Source organism: Streptomyces sp. NPDC059668, from assembly GCF_042734135.1.
Lineage (GTDB): Bacteria > Actinomycetota > Actinomycetes > Streptomycetales > Streptomycetaceae > Streptomyces.
The window spans coordinates 1-22,350 of the sequence record NZ_JBHWEL010000101.1 but is presented as its reverse complement, the minus strand read 5'-3'; the positions used below and the strand labels follow the sequence as shown (position 1 = coordinate 22,350).

General features: G+C 71.4%; 19 protein-coding genes and 5 tRNA genes. 18 read left to right on the top strand and 6 right to left on the bottom strand.

The annotated features are described in order from the left end of the window. Window positions 1–77: 77 nt before the first annotated feature. Both ACFV2J_RS39135 and ACFV2J_RS39130 read right to left on the bottom strand, forming a co-directional pair. Window positions 78–491 (bottom strand): roadblock/LC7 domain-containing protein, encoded by a 414-nt coding sequence (locus ACFV2J_RS39135; RefSeq protein WP_010984127.1) that lies wholly within the window; start codon window positions 489–491, stop codon window positions 78–80. A gap of 9 nt (window positions 492–500) precedes the next feature. Beyond that, window positions 501–4,301: a nitrate- and nitrite sensing domain-containing protein gene (locus ACFV2J_RS39130; RefSeq protein WP_385089397.1), complete on the bottom strand. Its 3,801-nt coding sequence runs from the start codon at window positions 4,299–4,301 to the stop codon at window positions 501–503. 598 nt (window positions 4,302–4,899) lie between these two features. On the opposite strand from ACFV2J_RS39130, the gene ACFV2J_RS39125 reads away from it, so the two are divergent. The 10 genes from ACFV2J_RS39125 (at window position 4,900) to ACFV2J_RS39080 (ending at window position 11,409) form a co-directional block, all read left to right on the top strand. Continuing rightward, window positions 4,900–5,088, top strand: a complete 189-nt coding sequence (locus tag ACFV2J_RS39125) for a hypothetical protein (RefSeq protein ID WP_385089394.1) — start codon at window positions 4,900–4,902, stop codon at window positions 5,086–5,088. 120 nt (window positions 5,089–5,208) lie between these two features. Next, entirely contained in the window at window positions 5,209–5,997 is a 789-nt protein-coding gene (locus ACFV2J_RS39120) for a fumarylacetoacetate hydrolase family protein (RefSeq protein ID WP_385089391.1), read from the top strand. Beyond that, window positions 5,990–7,507: a glutamate--tRNA ligase gene (gltX, locus tag ACFV2J_RS39115; RefSeq protein WP_385089388.1), complete on the top strand. Its 1,518-nt coding sequence runs from the start codon at window positions 5,990–5,992 to the stop codon at window positions 7,505–7,507. The genes ACFV2J_RS39120 and gltX overlap by 8 nt, the downstream gene beginning before the upstream one ends. A gap of 280 nt (window positions 7,508–7,787) precedes the next feature. Beyond that, window positions 7,788–10,019, top strand: coding sequence for a FlgD immunoglobulin-like domain containing protein (locus ACFV2J_RS39110; RefSeq protein ID WP_385088644.1), 2,232 nt, complete (start codon window positions 7,788–7,790; stop codon window positions 10,017–10,019). A 36-nt stretch (window positions 10,020–10,055) separates the two neighbouring features. Then, entirely contained in the window at window positions 10,056–10,790 is a 735-nt protein-coding gene (locus ACFV2J_RS39105; protein ID WP_385443225.1) for an HAD family hydrolase, read from the top strand. Between the two features lie 90 nt (window positions 10,791–10,880). Further along, a tRNA-Gln gene (locus ACFV2J_RS39100) sits at window positions 10,881–10,952 on the top strand. Between the two features lie 42 nt (window positions 10,953–10,994). Then, a tRNA-Glu gene (locus ACFV2J_RS39095) sits at window positions 10,995–11,067 on the top strand. A 62-nt stretch (window positions 11,068–11,129) separates the two neighbouring features. Then, window positions 11,130–11,202, top strand: a tRNA-Glu gene (locus ACFV2J_RS39090). A gap of 33 nt (window positions 11,203–11,235) precedes the next feature. Further along, window positions 11,236–11,307: transfer RNA gene (locus ACFV2J_RS39085), tRNA-Gln, on the top strand. A 29-nt stretch (window positions 11,308–11,336) separates the two neighbouring features. Further along, window positions 11,337–11,409, top strand: a tRNA-Glu gene (locus tag ACFV2J_RS39080). Window positions 11,410–11,516: 107 nt separating this feature from the next. Here the strand turns inward: ACFV2J_RS39080 and ACFV2J_RS39075 are convergent. Then, window positions 11,517–12,161 (bottom strand): MerR family transcriptional regulator, encoded by a 645-nt coding sequence (locus ACFV2J_RS39075; protein ID WP_385088640.1) that lies wholly within the window; start codon window positions 12,159–12,161, stop codon window positions 11,517–11,519. Window positions 12,162–12,243: 82 nt separating this feature from the next. Between ACFV2J_RS39075 and ACFV2J_RS39070 the strand changes: the two genes are divergently transcribed. Then, a complete protein-coding gene (locus ACFV2J_RS39070) occupies window positions 12,244–12,789 on the top strand; it encodes a DUF4188 domain-containing protein (protein WP_385088638.1) in 546 nt (181 codons plus the stop codon). 330 nt (window positions 12,790–13,119) lie between these two features. Here the strand turns inward: ACFV2J_RS39070 and ndgR are convergent, their stop codons facing one another. After that, window positions 13,120–13,836 carry an IclR family transcriptional regulator NdgR gene (gene ndgR / locus ACFV2J_RS39065; RefSeq protein WP_356035130.1) on the bottom strand — a complete coding sequence of 239 codons (717 nt, stop codon included), beginning with the start codon at window positions 13,834–13,836 and terminating at the stop codon, window positions 13,120–13,122. Between the two features lie 190 nt (window positions 13,837–14,026). On the opposite strand from ndgR, the gene leuC reads away from it, so the two are divergent. From leuC to ACFV2J_RS39045, 4 genes are all read left to right on the top strand, one after another. Beyond that, window positions 14,027–15,463: a 3-isopropylmalate dehydratase large subunit gene (gene leuC / locus ACFV2J_RS39060; RefSeq protein WP_385088636.1), complete on the top strand. Its 1,437-nt coding sequence runs from the start codon at window positions 14,027–14,029 to the stop codon at window positions 15,461–15,463. Between the two features lie 3 nt (window positions 15,464–15,466). Beyond that, window positions 15,467–16,060 carry a 3-isopropylmalate dehydratase small subunit gene (gene leuD / locus ACFV2J_RS39055; RefSeq protein ID WP_385088634.1) on the top strand — a complete coding sequence of 198 codons (594 nt, stop codon included), beginning with the start codon at window positions 15,467–15,469 and terminating at the stop codon, window positions 16,058–16,060. A 289-nt stretch (window positions 16,061–16,349) separates the two neighbouring features. Next, window positions 16,350–16,580: a hypothetical protein gene (locus ACFV2J_RS39050; protein WP_168530399.1), complete on the top strand. Its 231-nt coding sequence runs from the start codon at window positions 16,350–16,352 to the stop codon at window positions 16,578–16,580. A gap of 138 nt (window positions 16,581–16,718) precedes the next feature. Beyond that, on the top strand, window positions 16,719–17,372 hold the full coding sequence (locus ACFV2J_RS39045) for an HU family DNA-binding protein (RefSeq protein ID WP_168530400.1): 654 nt from the start codon (window positions 16,719–16,721) through the stop codon (window positions 17,370–17,372). 92 nt (window positions 17,373–17,464) lie between these two features. On the opposite strand, the gene ACFV2J_RS39040 is transcribed toward ACFV2J_RS39045, so the two are convergent. Further along, complete coding sequence (locus ACFV2J_RS39040) at window positions 17,465–17,668, bottom strand: hypothetical protein (protein WP_148010644.1); 204 nt, start codon at window positions 17,666–17,668, stop codon at window positions 17,465–17,467. Window positions 17,669–18,226: 558 nt separating this feature from the next. After that, entirely contained in the window at window positions 18,227–18,874 is a 648-nt protein-coding gene (cofC, locus tag ACFV2J_RS39035; protein ID WP_385088632.1) for a 2-phospho-L-lactate guanylyltransferase, read from the bottom strand. Between the two features lie 146 nt (window positions 18,875–19,020). Here cofC and ACFV2J_RS39030 point away from each other — a divergent pair, with 146 nt between their 5' ends. From ACFV2J_RS39030 to ACFV2J_RS39020, 3 genes are all read left to right on the top strand, one after another. Next, the gene (locus ACFV2J_RS39030) at window positions 19,021–19,857 is read left to right on the top strand and encodes a lysophospholipid acyltransferase family protein (RefSeq protein WP_385088630.1); all 837 of its coding nucleotides are present in this window, start codon (window positions 19,021–19,023) and stop codon (window positions 19,855–19,857) included. Then, window positions 19,854–20,864: an NAD(P)H-dependent glycerol-3-phosphate dehydrogenase gene (locus ACFV2J_RS39025; RefSeq protein ID WP_385088628.1), complete on the top strand. Its 1,011-nt coding sequence runs from the start codon at window positions 19,854–19,856 to the stop codon at window positions 20,862–20,864. Before ACFV2J_RS39030 ends, ACFV2J_RS39025 begins: the two co-directional genes overlap by 4 nt. Before the next feature lie 157 nt (window positions 20,865–21,021). Continuing rightward, a complete protein-coding gene (locus ACFV2J_RS39020) occupies window positions 21,022–22,179 on the top strand; it encodes a D-alanine--D-alanine ligase family protein (RefSeq protein ID WP_385443215.1) in 1,158 nt (385 codons plus the stop codon). Window positions 22,180–22,350 lie beyond the last annotated feature (171 nt).

Here is a 22,350-nt window from a genome sequence, read left to right as displayed (position 1 = left end):
GTGCCGTCTGTTGGGGCCGGTGGGGGGATTGTGGCGGCCGGACGGTGATTTCGTGCAGTCGGTAGAACCAGGAGCCGTCAGTGGAGCAGACTTCCCTGTAGTTCGGCGCGCAGGTCCGGAGTGAGTACAGCGCCCGCCCGGTCGACGAGCAGTGCCATCTCGTAGCCGACAAGGCCGATGTCGCACTCCGGGTGGGAGAGGACCGCCAGGGACGATCCGTCCGAGACGGACATGAGGAAGAGAAAACCGCGCTCCATCTCGACGACCGTCTGGGCCACCGTGCCGCCCTCGAAGATCCGGGAGGCCCCGGCGGTCAGTGAGGTCAGCCCGGAGGCGACGGCCGCGAGCTGGTCGGCGCGATCGCGCGGGAATCCTTCGGACATCGCCAGAAGGAGCCCGTCGGCGGACACGACGACGGTGTGGGACACCCCGGGGGTGTTGTCCACGAAGTTGGTGATCAACCAGTTCAGATTCTGTGCGGCCTGGCTCATCGGGCTCAACTAACGCTCCTGCTGGTGAGTGGGGCTGGGGAAGCTGCCGGTCTGGCCGGTACCGGCCTGGCGACCCTGCTGAATGCCCCGACGGAGATTGGTCAGCCGGCCGCGTACGTCATCGGGCGCACGGGAGACCTGCGGACCGGTTTGGTGCTGTTGCTGCTGTGCCGTGCCGGCGACGAGGTTGGCTCGCGGGACCCGGCGCGGCAGGCCGGAGGTGGTGACCCCGCCTGCCGACGGTTGACGGACGCGCTCGGCCTGACGGACGAGGTCGTCGTTCGGTGACGTCCGCCAGGAGGCGGAGGCCTGAGGAGTGGCGGCCCGCTGGGGGGCGACGGGAGCCTGGGGCTGCTGCTGGGGAGGCTGCGAGCCGTTGGTGTGCGCGCCGTTCTGAACGCCGCTCTGGGCACCGTTCTGAACGCCGTTGTGCGCTCCGTTCTGGGAGCCGTTCGCCTGACCGTGGAACCAGTTGGTCTCCAGCGTGTCGTACAGCGGCGTACGTCCGTCACCGGGACCGGCCGGCGGCAGCGCCTCCGGCTCCTGGGCACGCGCGGGCCGCTGCTGCGGCCGCTCGTACTGACCGGTGGACGAGGGATCCTGGCCGTTGCCGTAGCCGGGGTTGGCGAACTGGCCGGTGGACGAAGGGTCCTGGCCGTTGCCGTATCCGGGCCGCGCGAACTGGCCGGTGGACGAGGGGTCCTGCGGGTTGCCGTAGCCCGGGTTGGCGAACTGGCCGGTGGACGCGGGGCCCTGGCCGTTGCCGTACCCCGGGTTCGCGAACTGGCCCGTGGAGGACGGGTTCGTGGTCGCGGTGCCGAAGACGTCCGGGCGCACGAACTGGCCGGTGTTCTGGCCGTGGTTCTGCCCGTTGTTCTGCGGCGCGCCCATACCGGGGCGGGGGCCGTCGAAGTCGGGGCGGGCGAACTCGGAGGTGACGGCGGGGCCGTGACGGTCGTCGATGCGCGGCATCTCCGAGGTCGAGGCCGGGCCCTGCCGGTCGTCGACGCGCGGCATGCGCGAGGTGGTGTCGGGCTCCTCGTGACCGCGCGGGGAGTCCAGCGAGGCGCGCGGCACGGGCGGCTGCGCGTTCTCGTCGCTCCAGCTCGGCCGGGACTGCTGGGGGCTGCCGCCGGGCAGCTCGGCACGCGGACCACCGCGTCCCGGCAGCTGCGGCCGGCGACGGCCGCCGCCCTTGTTGCCCGAGGGCTGCTGCGGCTGCGGGGGCGTCGCCGCGGGGGCGCTGTCACCGAAGTTGAAGCCCTGGCGGGTACCGGGTCCGTCACCGAAGCCCTGGGGCGCACCGGCTCCGGTGGACTGCAGGCCCTGCGGGGCACCCGGCGCGCTCTGCCCGAAGACACCCGCGCCGGCACCGGCCGGGGCCGGCCTGCCCTGCTGCGGGTTGCCCGGACCCTGCGGTCCGCGCGCGCCACCGGGAGCACCCGGGTGACCGCCCTGACCGCTGCCGGGAAGCGCGGCCCGCGGACCCTGTCCGGCGCCGACCTGGCCGCGCTGCGGCGCGCCGCCGAGGAGACCGCCGCCGGCGGCGGGCGCGCCCGCTCCGAGGGACGGACCGCCCTGGCCGCCTCCGCGGCGGGCCGCGGCCACGCCGGCCGAGGCCTGCGCGGCGGCCGGGCCGCCGGAGGAGGGAGCGCCCTGGCCCGGCTTGCCCGGAGCCTTCTTGCCGCCCTGGGCGACATCGACGGGGAGCATGACGAGCGCGGTGGTGCCGCCGGAGTCCGACGGACGCAGCTGGATACGGATGCCGTGACGCTGCGACAGACGACCGACCACGAAGAGGCCCATGCGCCGGGAGACGGAGACGTCCACCGTGGGCGGCGCCGCGAGGCGCTCGTTGATCGCGGCGAGGTCCTCGGGGGACAGGCCGATACCCGTGTCGTGGATCTCGATCAGCACGCGGCCGTCGGGCAGCGCGTGACCGGTGACCTTGACCTTGGTCTGCGGGGAGGAGAACGAGGTGGCGTTCTCCAGCAGCTCGGCGAGCAGGTGGACGAGGTCGTTGACGACCCGGCCGGCGACCTGCGTCGTCGGGACCGAGGCCAGCTCGATGCGCTCGTACTGCTCCACCTCGGAGGCCGCGGCGCGGAGCACGTCGACCAGCGGGACCGGGCGGGTCCAGCGGCGGCCGGGCTCTTCACCGGCGAGAACGAGGAGGTTCTCACCGTTACGGCGCATGCGGGTCGCGAGGTGGTCGAGCTTGAAGAGGGAGGACAGCTGGTCCGGGTCGGCCTCGCGGGACTCCAGTTCGGAGATGAGCGAGAGCTGACGCTGGATGAGGCCCTGGGAACGGCGCGAGAGGTTGGTGAACATCGCGTTGACGTTGCCTCGCAGGAGGGCCTGCTCGGCGGCGAGGCGGACGGCCTCGCGGTGCACGTCGTCGAAGGCCGCGGCCACCTTGCCGATCTCGTCCCGGGAGTGCACACCGACCGACTCGACGGAGGTGTCGACGTCCTGCGGGTCCGACTCCGAGAGCTGCTTGACCAGCTCGGGCAGGCGGTCCTGGGCGACCCGGGTCGCGGTGTCCTGGAGGCGGCGCAGCGAGCGGATCATGGACCGGGCCACGACGAAGGCGCCGACGAGGGAGACGCCGAGGACGAGGAGGATCAGCGCACCGGAGATGATCGCTTCCTGCTGGGAGGCGTTCTTCAGCTCACGGGACTTCTGCGTCATCTCGCCGAGCAGCGAGATCTCGATCTTCGCCATCTGGTCGATCTTGGCGGTGTCGGCGTCGAACCAGTCGCTGTAGGACTTCTTGTCCTGGGTGTTCAGGCCGCCCGCCGTGTCCAGCACGCGCTTGGCGTACTGGTCGGCCGCCTGGATGGTCGGGTTGCCCTGGTCGATCGGGTAGGTCAGATCCTCGGCGCCGGCGCCGTAGATGCTCGCGAAGCTGGTGCGCTCGGAGGCCTCGCTGTCCTGGGCCGAGGTCGCGTACAGCCGGTCGTTCTCGGAGAGCTTGCCGAAGGTGTCGTCCTTCGTCGGCAGCGCGGCGGCGATGATCGCGCGCTGGACGGAGGCGTACTCCTTGGCCGAGGAGAAGGCCGACAGGGCGCGGGTGCGCTGGATCATCTCCGGGTTGCTGGTCGCCTCCGCCATGTCCTGCGAGAGGTTGATCAGCTCGGTGATGAGGCGGTGGTAGCCGTCGACCGTCTGCGAGGCGTTCTGCGGATCGCTGTAGGACGAGTTGCGGATGGTGCCGAGCTTGTTCAGCTCGCCCGCGATGGCGACGAGGCTGTCACGGACACCGGAGAGCTGTCCGCTCGCACTGGCGTCGTCGATCTCCTGGGTTCCGGAGAGGAACTGCGTCTTGGCCCGGTCCGTCGCGTCGCGGACCGACGTGATCCGGTAGTCCTTGACCGGGACGCCGTGCGCCAGGGGACCGGCCGACCCGTCCCGCTCCTTCTGGAGCGCCGCGGCGAGCTCGGTCGCCTGCTTGGTCATGTCGGTCAGCAGCTTCATGTTGTCGAGCTGCTGGATGTCGTCCATGGACTGGTTGATGCGCAGCGCGCCCAGCGTGGTCGCGGCGACCACGGGGAGCGCGAGCAGCGACACCAGTCGCGTGGAGATGCGCCAGTTGCGCAGAGCTATTCGCGGGCCGGGGCCCGGAGGGGCCTTCGGCTTCACGGGCTGCGTGTCGGGAGCCGCAGCGCCGGGGCGCGCGGAGCGCTCACCACCGCCGAGCTCTGATTGTCCCGGGTTCTGGGCGTGCTGGGGCGAGGAACCGCGGTCGGTCCCGCCGTGCGGCTCCGGCTCCGCCGAAGCGCTGCCATCCCTCTTGAAACGTCCCTGCACTAGCGTCGCAACCTCTGGACCAGGCGCCCCTCCGCGCAAACGGCGGGACGGTGTCGGCGTCGTTCAGGGGCGCAGACGCGCCCCCTGGTGTGGTCGTGAGTGACCGGCGCTGCTCCCCCTCCCCGCCGCCACTCGGCGCTGAGTCGCGCCTCCTGCGCGCCGGTTCGATCCCGCGGCGGTCCGTGGAATTCCAGCACAGTGCAGGATCTCCAACAAGGCCCATGTACCAGGCTGTGACCACCGTGACAGCTTGTGAGTGCAAGGTCACGACACGTAGAAAGTGATCTCGTACATTCCGGTCTTATCCCTACGATCCAGCGAGGTGCGGGGGGTGTCCCAGTCGCCATGATCAGGAGCGGAATGATGGGTTCAGTGGAGCAATGTCCGTTTCGCCGGAGCGGGTTGGCGGCCGGAATTGACCGGTTTGCCAGCCACCGAGTGAGCAAACTCACACGCCGATCATGAGGCCTTCACGGCTTCTCCCGGGAATTGCATGTTTAGCCTGGCGCTTTACAGGGATGGCAAATCCGACAACCTGCGCCGACACGGGGGCTCTTGAGCCCGCCCGGCGCCCGCTCTGACGAGGTCGAACACCACAGTGAAGACGACGATGATGTTCCGCAACATAGCCAACCCGCGACGCACCACGCTGGCGCACCTCGAGGACGCCGACGTGCTGCACGCGCAGGAGCAGCCGGAGCACTCGGTCGACCTCCCCGCCCAGACCGCCAACCCGCGGCGCACCATCCTCATGGAAGCCCCGGTCGCGGCCACCGTCGCCGACTAGTACGCACACGGGCCGCCGCCCGCTCACCGCGCCGACGGATATGCGCGGGGCGGGGACCCCTCTCCGCGTTAGCCTGGAGCGTCAGACTCCAGCCAGCTCAGTGAGGGGCGCAAGGATCCCGTGCGCATCGCCAGGTTCTCCATCGACGGCAACGTCGCGTTCGGCGCGGTCGAGGGCGACAAGCCGGACGAGCTCGTCCTCGACATCATCAAGGGCATCCCGTTCGCGGACTTCGAGCTCTCCGGCACGAAGGTCCCCCTCAGCAAGGTCCGGCTCCTGCCGCCGGTGCTCCCGAACAAGGTCGTGGCCTTCGGCCGCAACTACGCGGAGCACGCGAAGGAGCTGGGCAACGAGGTGCCCGACGCCCCGTTCGCCTTCTTCAAGCCGTCGACCTCGGTGATCGGCCCCGGCGACGACATCCAGTACCCCTCGTTCTCGAACGAGCTGCACCACGAGGCCGAACTCGCCGTGGTCATCGGGCGGATGTGCCGCGAGGTCCCGCGTGAGCGCGTGAAGGACGTCATCCTCGGCTACACCTGCGCCAACGACGTCACCGCGCGCGACGTCCAGAAGCGCGAGAAGCAGTGGGCGCGGGCCAAGGGCTTCGACAGCTCCTGCCCGCTCGGCCCCTGGGTGGAGACGGACCTCGACCTCGCCGCGGTCTCCGAGGGCATCACCATCCAGTGCACGGTCAACGGACAGCAGCGCCAGCTCGGCCGCACCAGTGAGATGACCCACTCCGTCGAGGACCTGATCGTCAACATCACCGAGGCCATGACGCTGCTCCCCGGCGACGTGATCCTCACCGGCACCCCCGCTGGGGTCGGCCCCCTGAACGTCGGCGACGAGGTCGCCGTCACCATCGAAGGCATCGGCACTCTCACCAACAAGGTGATCAAGCGTGGCTAACGCGAACTCCCCCAAGTCCTCGACCGCGCTCGGACAGGGGGTGCCCACACGCGTACGTTTCTGTCCGTCCCCGACCGGCAACCCCCACGTGGGCCTGGTCCGCACCGCCCTGTTCAACTGGGCGTTCGCCCGGCACAACGAAGGCACCCTGGTCTTCCGCATCGAGGACACCGACGCGGCCCGCGACTCCGAGGAGTCCTACGGCCAGCTGCTCGACGCGATGCGCTGGCTGGGCTTCGACTGGGACGAGGGCCCCGAGGTCGGCGGCCCGCACGCGCCCTACCGCCAGTCGCAGCGGATGGACCTCTACAAGGACGTCGCCCAGAAACTGCTGGACGCCGGCCGCGCGTACCACTGCTACTGCTCCACCGAGGAGCTGGACGCCCGCCGCGACGCCGCCCGCGCCGCCGGCAAGCCCTCCGGCTACGACGGCCACTGCCGTGACCTCTCCGCCGAGCAGAAGGCCGCGTACGAGGCGGAGGGCCGCACGCCGATCGTCCGCTTCCGGATGCCCGACGAGACGATCACCTTCACGGACCTGGTCCGCGGCGAGATCACGTACCTCCCGGAGAACGTGCCCGACTACGGGATCGTGCGAGCCAACGGCGCGCCCCTGTACACGCTGGTCAACCCGGTCGACGACGCCCTGATGGAGATCACCCACGTCCTGCGCGGCGAGGACCTGCTCTCCTCCACCCCGCGGCAGATCGCCCTCTACAAGGCGCTGACCGAGCTGGGCATCGCCAAGGCGACCCCCGCCTTCGGCCACCTCCCCTACGTCATGGGCGAGGGCAACAAGAAGCTCTCCAAGCGCGACCCGGAGTCCTCCCTCAACCTCTACAGGGAGCGCGGCTTCCTCCCCGAGGGGCTGCTGAACTACCTCTCCCTGCTGGGCTGGTCGCTCTCGGCGGACCGCGACATCTTCGGCATCGACGAGATGGTCGCCGCCTTCGACGTCACGGACGTGAACCCGAACCCGGCCCGCTTCGACCTCAAGAAGGCCGAGGCGATCAACGCCGACCACATCCGGCTGCTCGACGTGAAGGACTTCACGGAGCGGTGCGCCCCCTGGCTGAAGGCCCCCTTCGCCCCTTGGGCGCCGGAGGACTTCGACGAGGCGAAGTGGCAGCTGATCGCCCCCCACGCGCAGTCCCGGCTGAAGGTCCTCTCCGAGATCACGGACAACGTGGACTTCCTGTTCCTGCCGGAGCCGGCCCACGACGAGGCCTCCTGGACGAAGGCGATGAAGGAGGGCTCGGACGCGCTCCTGCGCACGGCCCGCGAGAAGCTGGACACGGCCGACTGGTCCTCCCCGGAGTCCCTCAAGGAGGCCGTCCTGGCCGCCGGTGAGGAGCACGGCCTCAAGCTCGGCAAGGCCCAGGCCCCGGTCCGCGTCGCCGTCACCGGCCGCACGATCGGCCTGCCGCTCTTCGAGTCCCTTCAGATCCTCGGCAAGGAGAAGGCGCTGGCGCGCGTCGACGCGGCGCTGACGAGGCTCGCGGCGCGGTAGCGGCCCGCCGCCCCCCCCGCGGGCCCCCCCCCCCGGGGCCCCCGGGCGGGGGGGGGGGGGGGGGGCCCCCCCCCCCCCCCCGCCCCCCCGCCCCCCCGGCCCCCCCCCCGCGGGGGGGGGCGGGGGGGGGGCGCCCCGCCCCCCCCCCCCCCCCCGCCGCTGTGCACCCAGCGGTCACCCGGAGTTCACCCTTCCCGTCAACTCCCGCTCTCCGAAACCCCTTTGGATGTTCGAGCAGACGTGCGACGCGTCTGATCACCATGTTTCAGGGGAGGCGAACGTGACCCGTTCACGAAGACTTGTCGGGCTGGCTCTCAGCGGAGCCGTGGCCCTGACCTGCGCGGTGCAGACCGTGCCCGCCCAGGCCGCGCCGGCCGCCGACACCCCGGTCGCCACGGTCCAGCTGAACCGTGCCACGCCTCCCTCGGTGCTCTTCGGCTGGGCCGGCGCCTCCGGCTTCCGGTACACGCTGCCCGACACCGGATCGACGACGTCGCACTGGGCGGACTACCCGGGCTACACGCCGCCCGCCCACGCCGGCCCGGACGACCTCGCCACCGGCACCGACGTGATCACCACCGCGAGCGCCGGCACCGTCACCCAGAAGCACCAGTCCACCGGGGTCACCGTCACGCTCACCCTGCCGCAGGGCCAGACCTACAAGGCCGCCGTCGGCTGGAGCGTGCTCACCCAGGACGCGGACGGCGCCCTGCACGTCCTGCGCGCGGCCGGCGACGGCACCACCACCGACCTCCCGGTCACCGGCCTGCCGTCCGCAGCGACGCCGGACGGCGTGTTCCGCGCGGGCGGCTCGGTGCGCAGGCTCGCCGTCGGCTACACCCTCGACGGCGTCGACTCGCTCGGGCTGCTCGACCTCACGGACGGCACCTTCCGCTCGTACGTCACCGGCGTCACCACCACGGGACCGGTCAGGTTCAACGACCGCTGGCTCGTCGCCGGGAACAAGGTGACCCGGGTGGACGCGGCACCGGGCACCGATCCCGTACCCGTCCCCACCTACGGCGACTACAAGATCCAGGGCGTCGTCGGCGACCAGCTGATGCTCGCCAACCCGTCCGTGGTCTTCAGCCCCGACACCTACCGGCTGGTGGGCATCTCCCTCGTCGACGGCACGCGGACCACGGTCATCGACAACTCACGCGGCAGCTACACCCCCACCCTCGACGGCGGCCTGCTCGCCACGGCGGGCCCGTCCAGCGCCGACTGGCACGTCCACCGGGTCACGCCCACCGAGACCGGCGCCACCGTCGCGCAGGTGCTCGACGTCGAGGCGAACCGGGCGACGATCGGGGGCATCATGCTCTCCGGCGGCGAGCTCCTGATGTACGGCAACACCACCGACCAGGGCGGCTACGACTCCGTCCACGGCGTCCAGCTCGACGCCGCCGGCCGCCCGGCCGGGCCCCAGACCTACCGCGCCTCGATGCTGAACCTCTCGCCGTGCCTGGCCGGAGACGTGGCCTGCCCCCAGTTCGAGGCGCTCGGCGACGGCGGCTTCGCCTACCTGTCCACGGGCGCGGACGGCAAGGAGTCCGTCCACGTCACCGGACGCGAACCGAACACGTACGCCGCCGAGCCCACCGGCGCCTCCGGCGGACGCATCGGCACCGGCACCGGCCGCTACGTGCTCTACAACGGCGGAACGCCGGGCGGGCAGAAGGTCGCCGACTTCCCGCGCGGCGCCGACGGCCGGACCGCGCTCGACCGCACCCGCACCGCCGCGGCCGTCTGGGGCCAGCGGCTGTGGACGCCGGGCACCTCCCAGGGCAGCGTCGTGGCGTACGACCTGAAGTCGGGGAAGAACGTGGCCACCGTCGCCACCGGCGCCCCGTGCACGCCCAGCGAGATCCAGGCCGTGAACGCGTGGCTGTACTGGAGCTGCGGCGCGTCCGGCCCCGCGGGCGTCTACGACCGCGCGACCGGCCGCGCCGTCACCGTGCCGGCCGGCCAGGCCCGGCTCGCCGACGGCTACCTGCTCCGCGAGAACCGCACCACGCACGAACTGCTGCTCACGGACTTCCACGCGGGCTCGGCCATCACCCGTACGGCGGCCGTGCTGCCGACGGCCGACCGGGACACGGGCGGCAACACCGGCCGCTGGACCGTCGACCGCTTCGGCGGCAACGTCGCCTACCTGACCGACCGCGGCCAGGTGGCGCTCGTCACCGCGGGCGTGCCCACCTCGCCGCTCGCGCAGATGGAGGCCCAGACCGACGCCGCGCCCGGCCCGACGGTCGCCGAACCGTGGCGGCCGGTGTGGCAGCTGAACAAGCCCTCGTCCTGGACCCTCCAGCTGGTCGGCACCACCGGCACGGTCGTCCGCACCCTCACCGGCACCTCCACCGCCGCCGCGGTGCGCGCCTCCTGGGACGGCGCGACCACCGCGGGCGGCAGGGCGCCCCGCGGGTCGTACACCTGGAAGCTGACCGCGCGGCCCCGCGACGACGAGGGACCCGACCTCCTTCTGACCGGCACGACCACCGTCAACTGACGGACGGTCCGGCCCGCCCGGGGTTACCGTCGGACCATGACTGTGCGGGCCGTGGTGTGGGACGTCGACGACACGATCTTCGACTACACGACCGCGGACCGGGCCGGGATGCGCGCGCACCTCGCGGCCGAGGGCCTGCTCGACGGATACGCGTCCGTCGAGCAGGCCCTCGCGCGCTGGCGGGAGGTCACCGACCGGCAGTGGGCGAGGTTCGCGGCGGGGGAGTCGGACTGGGAGGGGCAGCGCCGTGACCGGGTGCGGGAGTTCCTGGGCGAGCCGCTGAGCGACGCCGACGCGGACGCCTGGTTCCAGCGCTACCTGGTGCACTACGAGTCCGGCTGGGCGCTCTTCCCCGACGTCCTGCCCGCCCTCGACGCCCTCGCCACCAGCCACCGGCACGCGGTCCTGTCCAACTCCAGCGTCCACAACCAGGAGCGCAAGCTGCGCGTCCTGGGCGTGCGCGACCGCTTCGAGGCACTCCTGTGCGCGGCCGAGCTCGGCGTCTCCAAGCCCGCCGCGGCCGCCTTCCACGCGGCCTGCGCGGCCCTGGGCCTGCCGCCGCACAGGGTCGCCTACGTCGGTGACCATCCGGAGATCGACGGACGGGGCGCCGCCGAGGCGGGTCTGCTCTCGGTGTGGATCGACCGTGACGGCACTCACACCGCCGCCGCGGGCCCGCCGACGGGTCCGCACCGGATCGTCTCGCTGGCCGAACTCCCCGCGGTCCTCGGCGCCGATACCCGTTTTGGAGCGCCGTCCACCTTCAGGTAATGTTCTTCCTGCGCCGCCGAGAGCGGGCCGAAAGGCCGGAGCTCGGAGGCGCAAGCTAAAACGAGATCCCTACAGGGGATTGAGTTTCAGTGGCCTATGGTGTAATTGGCAGCACGACGGTTTCTGGTTCCGTTAGTCTAGGTTCGAGTCCTGGTAGGCCAGCTCGCAGAGCTCATCTGCAACCGCGGAGACCAGCTCCGCAAAGCCCCCGTTGTGTAGCGGCCTAGCACGCTGCCCTCTCACGGCAGTAGCGCCGGTTCGAATCCGGTCGGGGGTACAGATCCTTCTCAGGGAGGCAGTCCGGGTCGCACCCGCTGCCTCTCATGCAGGATCGCTAGGGCCCCCGTTGTGTAGCGGCCTAGCACGCTGCCCTCTCACGGCAGTAGCGCCGGTTCGAATCCGGTCGGGGGTACTGGTCTAAACCATTTATTGGTCTAAACCACCATGGGCTATGGTGTAATTGGCAACACTACGGTTTCTGGTACCGTCATTCTAGGTTCGAGTCCTGGTAGCCCAGCTCGGGTCTGCGGAAACGCGAGATCCTAGGCCCCCGTTGTGTAGCGGCCTAGCACGCCGCCCTCTCAAGGCGGTAGCGCCGGTTCGAATCCGGTCGGGGGTACAGAGTCCTACGGGTCTCCACTTCGGTGGGGGCCCGTTCGGCGTTTCCGGCTCCGGACCGCCCCGGCCCGCGCCGAACGGGCCCCGGCGCACCGCCCGTACGACCGCTCACTCGATGCCGTACCGCCGCGCCGACTCCTGCTCCTGCGCCAGCCGGTGCAGCGCCCGCAGCACCGGCTCGAAGAGCACCGCCGAGGCGACCGCGGTCTCCACCCGCTCCGCGTCGGACGTGTGCGTCTCCAGATGGTCCAGGTCCCGCACGGCCACCTGGTGCATCAACTCCGCATACGGAGCGAGGAGTTCGGCGTTCCAGGAATAACCGAGCCGGATCAGCGTCGCCACCGCCGCCACCAGCGAACGGTGCACGGGGGAGAGCGGGGCGAGCTCCCGCGCGGTCTCCCAGCCCAGGTCCGTGAGCAGCTGGTCCACCTCGCGGCGCGCGGACCGGACGGCCGGGTCCTGACCGTCCGGTTCGGGCTCCTGCGGCAGCGCCCACAGGGCCGCCCCCAGCCGGATCGTCCGGCCCAGGGACTCGTCGTCGACGTGCCCGAGGACCTCCCTGGCCGTGGCCACCGGCACCCGGCCCACCTGGATCAGCGCCCGCACCAGCCGCAGCCGGCGCAGATGGCTCTCGCCGTAGTCCGCCGTCGTCGCGTTGACCTGACGCCCCGGGGCCAACAGCCCTTCCCGCAGGTAGTACTTGATCGTCGCGGTGGACACTCCGCTCCGCTCGCTCAACTCCGCCAGCCGCATCTCTTGCGCCCTTCCTTGGGTGGCGCCACTATCCAAGCATGGCGCCGTCGGATAGCGCCGCTCGCCAACGGAGGGGACGAGAATGCCCGGCACCCGCGTGACCGCAGGCCGCACCACCGCAGCCGCCGAGGGGGACGTGGTCGTCCTGCTGATCGGTATGCGCGTCAACCACTTCTGGGCGGCGCACCAGTGGGTACCGGTGTTCCTCGCCATGCTGCGCATGGTGCGGGACCTGGAGAAGGAGCCCGGCCGGGGCCTGCTCGGACGCATCCTGCTGACGGCGTCGCCGCGCACGTACTACGTCGTCCAGTACTGGGAGTCCAAGGAGAAGCTCTACGCGTACGCGTCGGCGCCCGACATGTTCCACCACAAGGCGTGGGGGATCATCAACCGCAAGGAGCGGGCGGGCAAGCTCCGGCAGCACGTGGGGCTCTGGCACGAGACGTACGTCGTGCCGGAGGGGTCGTACGAGTCGATCTACGCGGACATGCCGCCCTTCGGGCTGGCCGCCGCGTATGGGGCGCTGCCGGTGGAGAAGCGGGGGCGGCGGGGGGCGGACCGGTTCGCGCACGGGGCGCTCCGCGCGGAGGCCAGGGGGGAGGCGGAGGTCGGGGGGAGCGCGGGTTGATCGGCCTGTGCGGGTCGTTCGTCGCTGAGTGCGCAGTTCCCCGCGCCCCTGAGGGGGTGGCGGTGGATCGGTCTCTGCGGGTTGTGCGTGGCTTGGCGCGCAGTTCCCCGCGCCCCTGAGGGGGTGGTGGTCGATCGGCCTGTGCGGGTTGTTCGTGGCTGAGTGCGCAGTTCCCCGCGCCCCTGTGGGGGTGGCGGTGGATCGGTCTCTGCGGGTTGTGCGTGGCTTGGCGCGCAGTTCCTCGCGCCCCTGTGGGGCTGCGGGTCCGGGGGACGAGCCTGCCGCGGCGTTGAGGCCGGCTCTGTCCCGTGTCGTGTCCCGTGGTGTGGCTCAGCCCGAGCGGCGCAGGGCCTCCGAGAGGCGGCCGGCGGCGTCGATGACCGCCTGGGCGTGCATCCGGCCCGGGTGCCGGGTCAGCCGCTCGATCGGTCCGGAGACCGAGACGGCGGCCACCACCCGGTTCGACGGTCCGCGCACCGGCGCGGAGACGGAGGCGACGCCCGGCTCGCGCTCGCCGATCGACTGGGCCCAGCCCCGGCGCCGCACCCCCGACAGGGCCGTCGCCGTGAAGCGGGCACCCTGCAGACCCCGGTGCAGCCGCTCCGGCTCCTCCCAGGCCATCAGGATCTGGGCCGAGGACCCGGCCTTCATGGTGAGCGTGGAACCGACCGGGACCGTGTCCCGAAGGCCGGACAGGCGCTCGGCCGCGGCGACACAGATACGCATGTCGCCCTGGCGGCGGTAGAGCTGGGCGCTCTCGCCCGTGATGTCGCGCAGGTGCGTGAGCACCGGGCCCGCCGTGGCGAGCAGGCGGTCCTCGCCGGCGGCCGCGGCCAGCTCGGAGAGGCGGGGGCCGAGGATGAAACGCCCCTGCATGTCCCGCGCCACCATGCGGTGGTGTTCCAGCGCCACGGCGAGACGATGTGCCGTGGGTCGTGCCAGTCCGGTCGCCGCGACCAGGCCCGCGAGGGTGGCCGGACCGGACTCCAGAGCGCTGAGGACAAGGGCTGCCTTGTCCAGAACGCCGACGCCGCTACTGTTGTCCATGAAACGATACTTGCGTCTCACTCTGTGAAACGCAAGTTCAATTTCCGGTGGAACGCGCCACCCTTGTAGACACACCGGCCCGCGGACCAACGGGCCTGGCGGACGACGTCCGGACGAGGGGTACGGACGTCTGCCGCCCCGGAAATCTCTAGTTGGGCCGGCGCCACACAGGCCGGCCGGAGGGAAAGCGATGGGTAGGACACTCGCGGAGAAGGTCTGGGACGACCACGTCGTCCGGCGCGCCGAGGGCGAGCCCGACCTCCTCTTCATCGATCTGCACCTGCTGCACGAGGTGACCAGCCCCCAGGCCTTCGACGGTCTGCGTCAGGCGGGGCGCCCGGTGCGCCGTCTCGACCTCACCATCGCCACCGAGGATCACAACACCCCGACCCTCGACATCGACAAGCCCATCGCCGACCCGGTCTCCCGGGTCCAGCTGGAGACGCTGCGCAAGAACGCGGCCGAGTTCGGTGTGCGCCTGCACTCCCTGGGCGACGTCGAGCAGGGAGTCGTCCACGTCGTGGGACCGCAGCTGGGCCTGACCCAGCCGGGCACCACCGTGGTCTGCGGCGACTCGCACACCTCCACGCACGGTGCCTTCGGCGCGCTGGCCTTCGGTATCGGCACCTCGCAGGTCGAGCACGTGCTGGCCACCCAGACGCTGCCGCTGGCCCGCCCCAAGACCATGGCCATCACGGTCGACGGCGAGCTGCCCGAGGGCGTCACCGCCAAGGACCTGATCCTGGCGATCATCGCCCGGATCGGCACCGGCGGCGGCCAGGGCTACATCCTGGAATACCGCGGCTCCGCCATCGAGAAGCTCTCGATGGAGGCCCGGATGACCATCTGCAACATGTCGATCGAGGCCGGCGCCCGCGCGGGCATGATCGCCCCCGACGAGACGACCTTCGCCTACCTCCGGGGGCGCGCCCACGCACCCGAGGGCGAGGACTGGGACGCCGCGGTCGCGTACTGGAAGACGCTGCGGACGGACGAGGACGCGGTCTTCGACGCCGAGGTCGTCATCGACGGCCCCTCGCTGGCCCCGTTCGTCACCTGGGGCACCAACCCCGGCCAGGGTGCGCCGCTTTCGGCGTCCGTCCCCGACCCCGCTTCGTACGAAGACGCTTCGGAGCGCCTCGCCGCCGAAAAGGCCCTGGAATACATGGGGTTGACCGCCGGACAGCCGCTGCGCGACATCGAGGTCGACACCGTCTTCGTAGGTTCGTGCACCAACGGTCGCATCGAGGACCTGCGGGCCGCGGCCTCGATCGTCGAGGGCCGCAAAGTCGCCGACGGCGTACGGATGCTGGTGGTTCCCGGCTCCGCGCGGGTCGGTCTCCAGGCCGTCTCCGAGGGTCTGGACGTGGTCTTCAAGGAGGCCGGCGCCGAATGGCGGCACGCGGGCTGTTCCATGTGTCTGGGCATGAACCCCGACCAGCTGGCCCCCGGTGAGCGCTCCGCGTCCACCTCCAACCGCAACTTCGAGGGCAGGCAGGGCAAGGGCGGCCGTACGCACCTGGTCTCCCCGCAGGTCGCCGCCGCCACCGCCGTGCTGGGCCATCTGGCCTCCCCGGCCGACCTGTCCGACGCCCCCGCCGCCCGTACGCCCGCTGGAGTCCGATAAGCCATGGAAGCATTCACCACCCACACCGGCCGGGCCGTCCCGCTGCGCCGCAGCAACGTCGACACCGACCAGATCATCCCCGCTCACTGGCTCAAGAAGGTGACCAGGGACGGTTTCGAGGACGGGCTCTTCGAGGCCTGGCGCAAGGACTCGTCCTTCATCCTCAACCAGCCCGAGCGCGAGGGCGCCACGGTCCTGGTCGCCGGACCCGACTTCGGTACGGGCTCCTCGCGCGAGCACGCCGTCTGGGCGCTGCAGAACTACGGCTTCAAGGCCGTCGTCTCGTCCCGCTTCGCGGACATCTTCCGGGGCAACTCGCTCAAGAACGGCCTGCTCACGGTGGTTCTGGAGCAGAAGACCGTGGACGCGCTCCAGGAACTCACCGAGAACGACCCGCAGGCCGAGATCACGGTCGACCTGGAGGCCCGCGAGGTGCGCGCCGAGGGCATCACCGCCGCCTTCGAGCTCGACGAGAACGCCCGCTGGCGGCTGCTGAACGGCCTGGACGACATCTCCATCACCCTCCAGAACGAGGGCGACATCGCGGAGTACGAGGCCAAGCGGCCGTCGTACAAGCCGAAGACGCTCCAGGTCTGACGTCCGGCGCGCGGCGCGACCCGCCGCGCGGCCGTCGCACAGCTGATTTCAGCCACCGCAACACCCCTCTGTACCCCCAATCGTGGACGGTTGGGGGTACAGCTGTGTCTGCCCCCGGACGGCCTCCGTGGACCGCTTGGGAGACCTCCAACTCCCGCAGCTGCAAAGGGAATTGCCTGGCCACGCGGGTGCGGCGGCGGTGGCGTCCGAAGGCTCCCAGGACCCCTTCGGGGCGCGGCAGTTACCCCCTGGGCAGGCGACAACTCGCCCCAGATGGCACAATCTGTGCATGGAACACGACGGCCAACTCGAGCTCTATACGGCAGTCGCGGTCCAACTCAAGGAAGCGCACACAAGAGTGCGTGCACTGCAAGTCCCGGAGGGCGTACGGATGGCGCTGACCCGGAAGCTGCTGGTCATTACGGCCGTGGCCAAGCACGATCTCGCCGATGCGGCAAGGCGGCTGGAGCGGTTCACCACCGACCTCGACGAGGGCCGATTCCTCGAAGGGGAACGCTGAGGAACTGCGCTGCAGCCCGAGTTCGTTGCGGCACAAGGGTGATTAGCCCGTTTCGTGTTTGATTTGCGGTATATATCTGCCTAACGTGCGAAAAAGCTTGAACGCATTCGTTCGGGCAATGTCTCCGAAGGGGAAGACGTGAACAAGGCGCAGCTCGTAGAAGCGATTGCCGACAAGGTCGGCGGGCGTCAGCAGGCCGCCGACGCGGTCGACGCCGTACTGGACGCCATCGTCCGTGCAGTTGTCGGCGGGGACCGGGTCTCGGTCACCGGCTTCGGTTCCTTCGAGAAGGTCGACCGTCCGGCTCGTTACGCCCGCAACCCGCAGACGGGTGAGCGCGTTCGGGTCAAGAAGACCTCTGTGCCGCGCTTCCGCGCCGGTCAGGGCTTCAAGGACCTGGTGAGCGGCTCGAAGAAGCTCCCGAAGAACGACGTGGCGGTCAAGAAGGCCCCGAAGGGCAGCCTCTCCGGCGGCGCCTCGGCCACCGTCAAGAAGGCCGCGGCCAAGAAGGCCACCACCGCCAAGAAGGCGACGGCCAGGAAGACCACCGCCGCCGTGAAGAAGACGGCCGCGAAGAAGACCACCACCGCCGCCGCGAAGAAGACGACGACGGCCAAGAAGGCCACCGCCAAGAAGACCACGGCGACGGCGAAGAAGGTCGCGGCGAAGAAGACGACGGCCAAGAAGGCCACCGCCAAGAAGGCCCCGGCGAAGAAGGCGACGGCCAAGAAGGCCCCCGCCAAGAAGTCCACGGCTCGCAAGACCACCGCCAAGAAGACCACCGCCCGCTGAGAAGCAGGGGCGCAGGGCAACTCACGCGCCGGGCCGGGCTCCCACGGGGAGCCCGGCCCGCGGCGTGTCCGGGGACGGTCCGGCGGGCCGGGTCAGAACGTCTGGAGCGTCACGAGGGTGATCCGCCGTGCCGCGCCGTCGCCCTCGGTCTCGATGCGCACGCGCTGGCCCGGGCGCAGCAGCCGCAGCCCGCCGGCGTCGAACGCCGCGCCGTCGAAGGGCACGGGGGTGCCGTCGTCGAGCAGCACCTGCCCGCTACGGGTCTCGGGGTCGTACGTGTACGCGGTCGCCTGCATGCCGGGAGTTTATCGAGCACCGGTCCCGCCGGGGGTGCGTACCGGGGGACTCGGAGGGGGTCGTGGCCGGCGGGCGGGAGGGGTCCACGGCGGCGGAGCGCGTGACGGGGCGCCGCACGGTGGTGAGGGTCCGCGCGGACACAGTGGCCGGTCGCGGTCCGGGGGGCGTGAACCATGGTCGGGGCGTCGGGGCGTCGGGGCGTCGGGGGACGGGGGACGGGGCTCCGCGGGCCGGTCGTGGGCGCGGCAGGCTCCGGTGCCGGGTCTCGGGGGTCCTCGGGGGTCTCGGGGGTTCCGTGACGGTCCGGTGCCCCGGGTGCCGGGTCCTCGTGGACAGGAGCCCGGGTGATCGGACCGGATGCCGCGCCATGTGCCGCGTGTCCGACTCCGGTGCCGGTGACGCTGCCTGCGTCGGTGTCGGTGACGGGGCCTGTGCCAGGGGTGCGCGGAAGCCGTCGAGGGCGACCGGCGTCGACGGCGCGCGGTGTCCGAGGGCGCGTCCCCAAGCCCACTGGGCAGGCGCGAGGACCGAGGGCCGTCGGCCGACGCGGGCGGGCGTCAGGTGCCGGGCTGGCCCGGGATGAGGAGTCTGGCGGCCACCGCGGCCGTGCGCGGGCCCACACCCAGGGCGAGCGCCGCGCGCAGGTCGTCCCCGGTGTCCACGTCCTGGCGTACGGAATCCACCGCCGCGAGGAGGAGTTCCACGGCGCCCGAGGCGCGATGCCGGGCCCGGGAATCGGTGCCGAAAGCGGGGCGCAATTCACGGCCCGGTGAGGCGGCCAGCAACGTGGTCCCGATTGCCGCCGCGTCGGCGAGAAAAGCGCGCGGGAATTCCGCCGCCGCGTCGAGTACCCGGGCCAATTCCGGAGGGCGCAGCGCGGGCAGGTCGGCGTTCAGGGCCGCCACGGCGCATTCGGGGCTGCGGGAACGTACGACGGCCGCCGCGTGCGCCAGTGCCGCGTTCAGGCCGCCGCCCGGCTCGTCCGGGACGATCCGCGCCCCCAGCGCCGCCAGCTCCCGCCCGGCCAGCGCGTCATCCGTGACTACCGCCACATCGCGGACCGCCGCGCAGGCCAGCGCGGCCGCCACGGTGTCCTGCGCGAACGCGAGGGCGAGTCCCGGGCGCACTCCGTCGGCCGCGGTGTCCGACAGCCTGCTCTTGGCCCGCGCGAGGGGTTTGAGGGGTACGACCAACGTCCACTGCACGGGCGCTCCGTTCCTGCCTTGTCGCGCCCATTGTGACCCGGTGACCCCGGCGGCCCGGACGTCGGGGCGTACGGTGTTCTCGACAGACTGGCGGCCTGGGGTGACACTTGTGCGGCCCCCCAGGCCCTAAGAGGAAGGTGCCCCGCGTGCCCCGCCGCAGAATCGGCTTCTGGTACCGCTTCGCAGCGGTTCTCTGCAAACCGCCGCTCGTGGTTCTGATCAAGCGGGACTGGCGCGGAATGGAGAACATTCCGGCCGAGGGTGGATTCATTACCGCGGTGAACCACAATTCGCATGTGGACCCGTTCGCGTATGCCCACTATCAGTACAACACCGGGCGTGTTCCGCGTTTCCTGGCGAAGGCCGGGCTTTTCAGGAAGGGATTCGTGGGGGCCGCGATGCGCGGCACCGGACAGATCCCCGTCTACCGCGAGAGCACCGACGCGCTGAGCGCCTTCCGGGCCGCGATCGACGCCGTGGAGCGCGGCGAGTGTGTCGCCTTCTACCCCGAGGGCACCCTCACGCGTGACCCGGACGGCTGGCCGATGACCGGCAAGACCGGTGCGGCGCGGGTCGCCCTGCAGACCAAGTGCCCGGTGATCCCGGTAGCCCAGTGGGGCGCCAACGAACTGCTGCCGCCGTACGCCAAGAAGCCCAACCTCCTTCCGCGCAAGACCCACCACGTCCTCGCGGGCCCGCCCGTGGACCTCTCGCGCTTCTACGACAAGGAGATGAGCCCGGACCTCCTCAAGGAGGCCACCGAGGTCATCATGGCCGCCGTCACCGTGCTGCTGGAGGAGATCCGCGGCGAGAAGGCGCCCGAGACGCCCTACGACCCGCGGCAGGTGCGGATCGAGCAGCGCCGGCGCACCGCGGCCCAGGAGAAGGCCCAGGCGCAGGCACGGGCGCACGCCCAGGCCCGGACCCACGCCCAGGGGACGGCGCAGGTACAGGCACAGCGGGAAGAGGGGCAGGGCACGTGAGCAAGCCCGTCAAGGCGGCCGTCTTCGGGTCCGGGTCGTGGGGTACGGCCTTCGGCATGGTGCTCGCCGACGCGGGGTGCGAGGTCACCCTGTGGGGGCGGCGCGCGGAGCTCGCCGAGGCGGTCAACTCCACGCACACGAACCCCGACTACCTGCCGGGTGTCGAACTCCCCGGGAACCTGCGGGCCACCACCGACGCCGCCGAGGCCGCGCGCGACGCCGACTTCACCGTGCTCGCGGTGCCCTCCCAGACCCTGCGGGCGAACCTCGCCGACTGGGTGCCGCTGCTGGAGCGGGACACCGTGCTCGTCTCCCTCATGAAGGGCGTCGAACTCGGCTCCGCCATGCGGATGAGCGAGGTGATCGAGGACGTGGCCAAGGTCGGCGCCGACCGGGTCGCCGTGGTCACCGGGCCCAACCTCGCGCGGGAGATCGCTGCCCGGATGCCGGCCGCCGCCGTCGTCGCCTGCACCTCGGAGGCGGTCGCCCAGCGGCTCCAGGCCGCCTGTCACACCCCGTACTTCCGCCCGTACACCAACACGGACGTGGTGGGCTGCGAACTCGGCGGCGCGGTCAAGAACGTCATCGGTCTCGCCGTCGGCATCGCGGACGGGATGGGCCTCGGGGACAACGCCAAGGGCTCGCTCATCACACGCGGGCTCGCCGAGACCACCCGGCTCGGGCTCGTCATGGGCGCCGACCCGCTGACCTTCTCCGGACTGGCGGGCCTCGGCGATCTGGTGGCCACCTGCTCGTCGCCCCTCTCGCGCAACCACACCTTCGGCACCAACCTCGGCAGGGGCATGACCCTGCAGGAGACCATCGCCGTCACCAAGCAGACCGCCGAGGGCGTCAAGTCCTGTGAGTCCGTGCTGGATCTGGCCCGCCGGCACGGCGTCGACATGCCCATCACCGAGACGGTCGTCGGCATCGTCCACGAGGGCAAGCCGCCGGTCGTCGCGCTCAAGGAACTGATGTCGCGCAGCGCGAAGCCCGAACGCCGCTGAGCCGTCGCGGGGCCGCCGCACGACCGGCCGGACGGAGCTTCACGACGGCTCCCGCGGCACCGGGGATCTACGCTGTGCGACCACTCGCGCGACGCTGAGCAACGGCCGCCGCGGGGCGCTGACTCAGCGCGCTACCACCGGGTACTCTCAACGCGATATGAGCACCGAGAACCTCCCCCAGAGCCCTGAGCAGCCGCCTCGCAAGCCGCGCGTGGCCGTCGTCTTCGGCGGGCGCAGCTCCGAACACGGGATCTCCGTGGTCACGGCCGGCGCCGTCCTGCGCGCCATCGACCGGACGAAGTACGACGTCCTGCCGATCGGCATCACCCTGGACGGCCGGTGGGCGCTCACCGCCGACGAGCCTGACCGGATGGCCATCGTCGACCGGCAGCAGCCGAGCGTGGACCTCCTCGCGGAGTCGGACGAGGGCGGCGTGATCCTGCCCGTCGACCCGTCCAACCGCGAAGTCGTCTACAGCGAGCCCGGATCCGTCCCCAAGGCCCTGGGCGAGGTCGACGTCGTCTTCCCCGTGCTGCACGGCCCCTACGGCGAGGACGGCACGCTGCAGGGCCTCCTGGAGCTCTCCGGGGTCCCGTACGTCGGTTCGGGCGTGCTCGCCTCGGCCGTCGGCCAGGACAAGGAGTACATGAAGCGGGTGTTCACCTCCTTCGGGCTGAAGGTGGGCCCGTACATGGTGATCCGTCCTCGGGAGTGGGAGCTCGACCCGGCGGGCGCCCGCAAGCGGGTCGCGGAGTTCGCGGGGGAGCACGGCTGGCCGCTGTTCATCAAGCCCGCCCGCGCCGGCTCCTCGTTCGGCATCACCAAGGTCGACTCCTTCGAGGGCCTCGACGAGGCGTTCGAGGAGGCCCGGCGCCACGACCCGAAGATCATCGTGGAGGCGCTGCTGCGCGGCCGCGAGATCGAGTGCGGGGTCCTGGAGTTCGAGGACGGCCCGCGCGCCAGCGTGCCGGCCGAGATCCCGCCGGTGCAGTCCCACGACTTCTACGACTTCGAGGCGAAGTACATCGACTCGGCCCCGGGCATCGTGCCCGCGCCGCTCACCGAGGAGCAGACCGCCGAGGTGCGGCGGCTGGCGGTCGAGGCCTTCGACGCGGCGTCGTGCGAGGGGCTCGTCCGCGCGGACTTCTTCCTCACCGAGGACGGCGAGTTCGTGATCAACGAGATCAACACGATGCCGGGCTTCACGCCGATCTCCATGTACCCGCGGATGTGGCAGGAGACCGGGGTCGGCTACCCGGAGCTGGTCGACCTGCTGGTCCAGGCGGCGCTGCGGCGCTCCACCGGCCTGCGCTAGGACCCGGCTCCGGCCCCTGGGGCCGGAGCGCGGTTCCGCTCACATGTCTCAGTCGGGGGGGCGCCCCGGGGGAGCCCACCGGGGTGTGTACGCGCCAGAGAGGGCACCCCACCCACCCGCCCCCCCCGGCCCCCCACCCCCCCCACCGACAGAGACAGACGCACCGCCCGA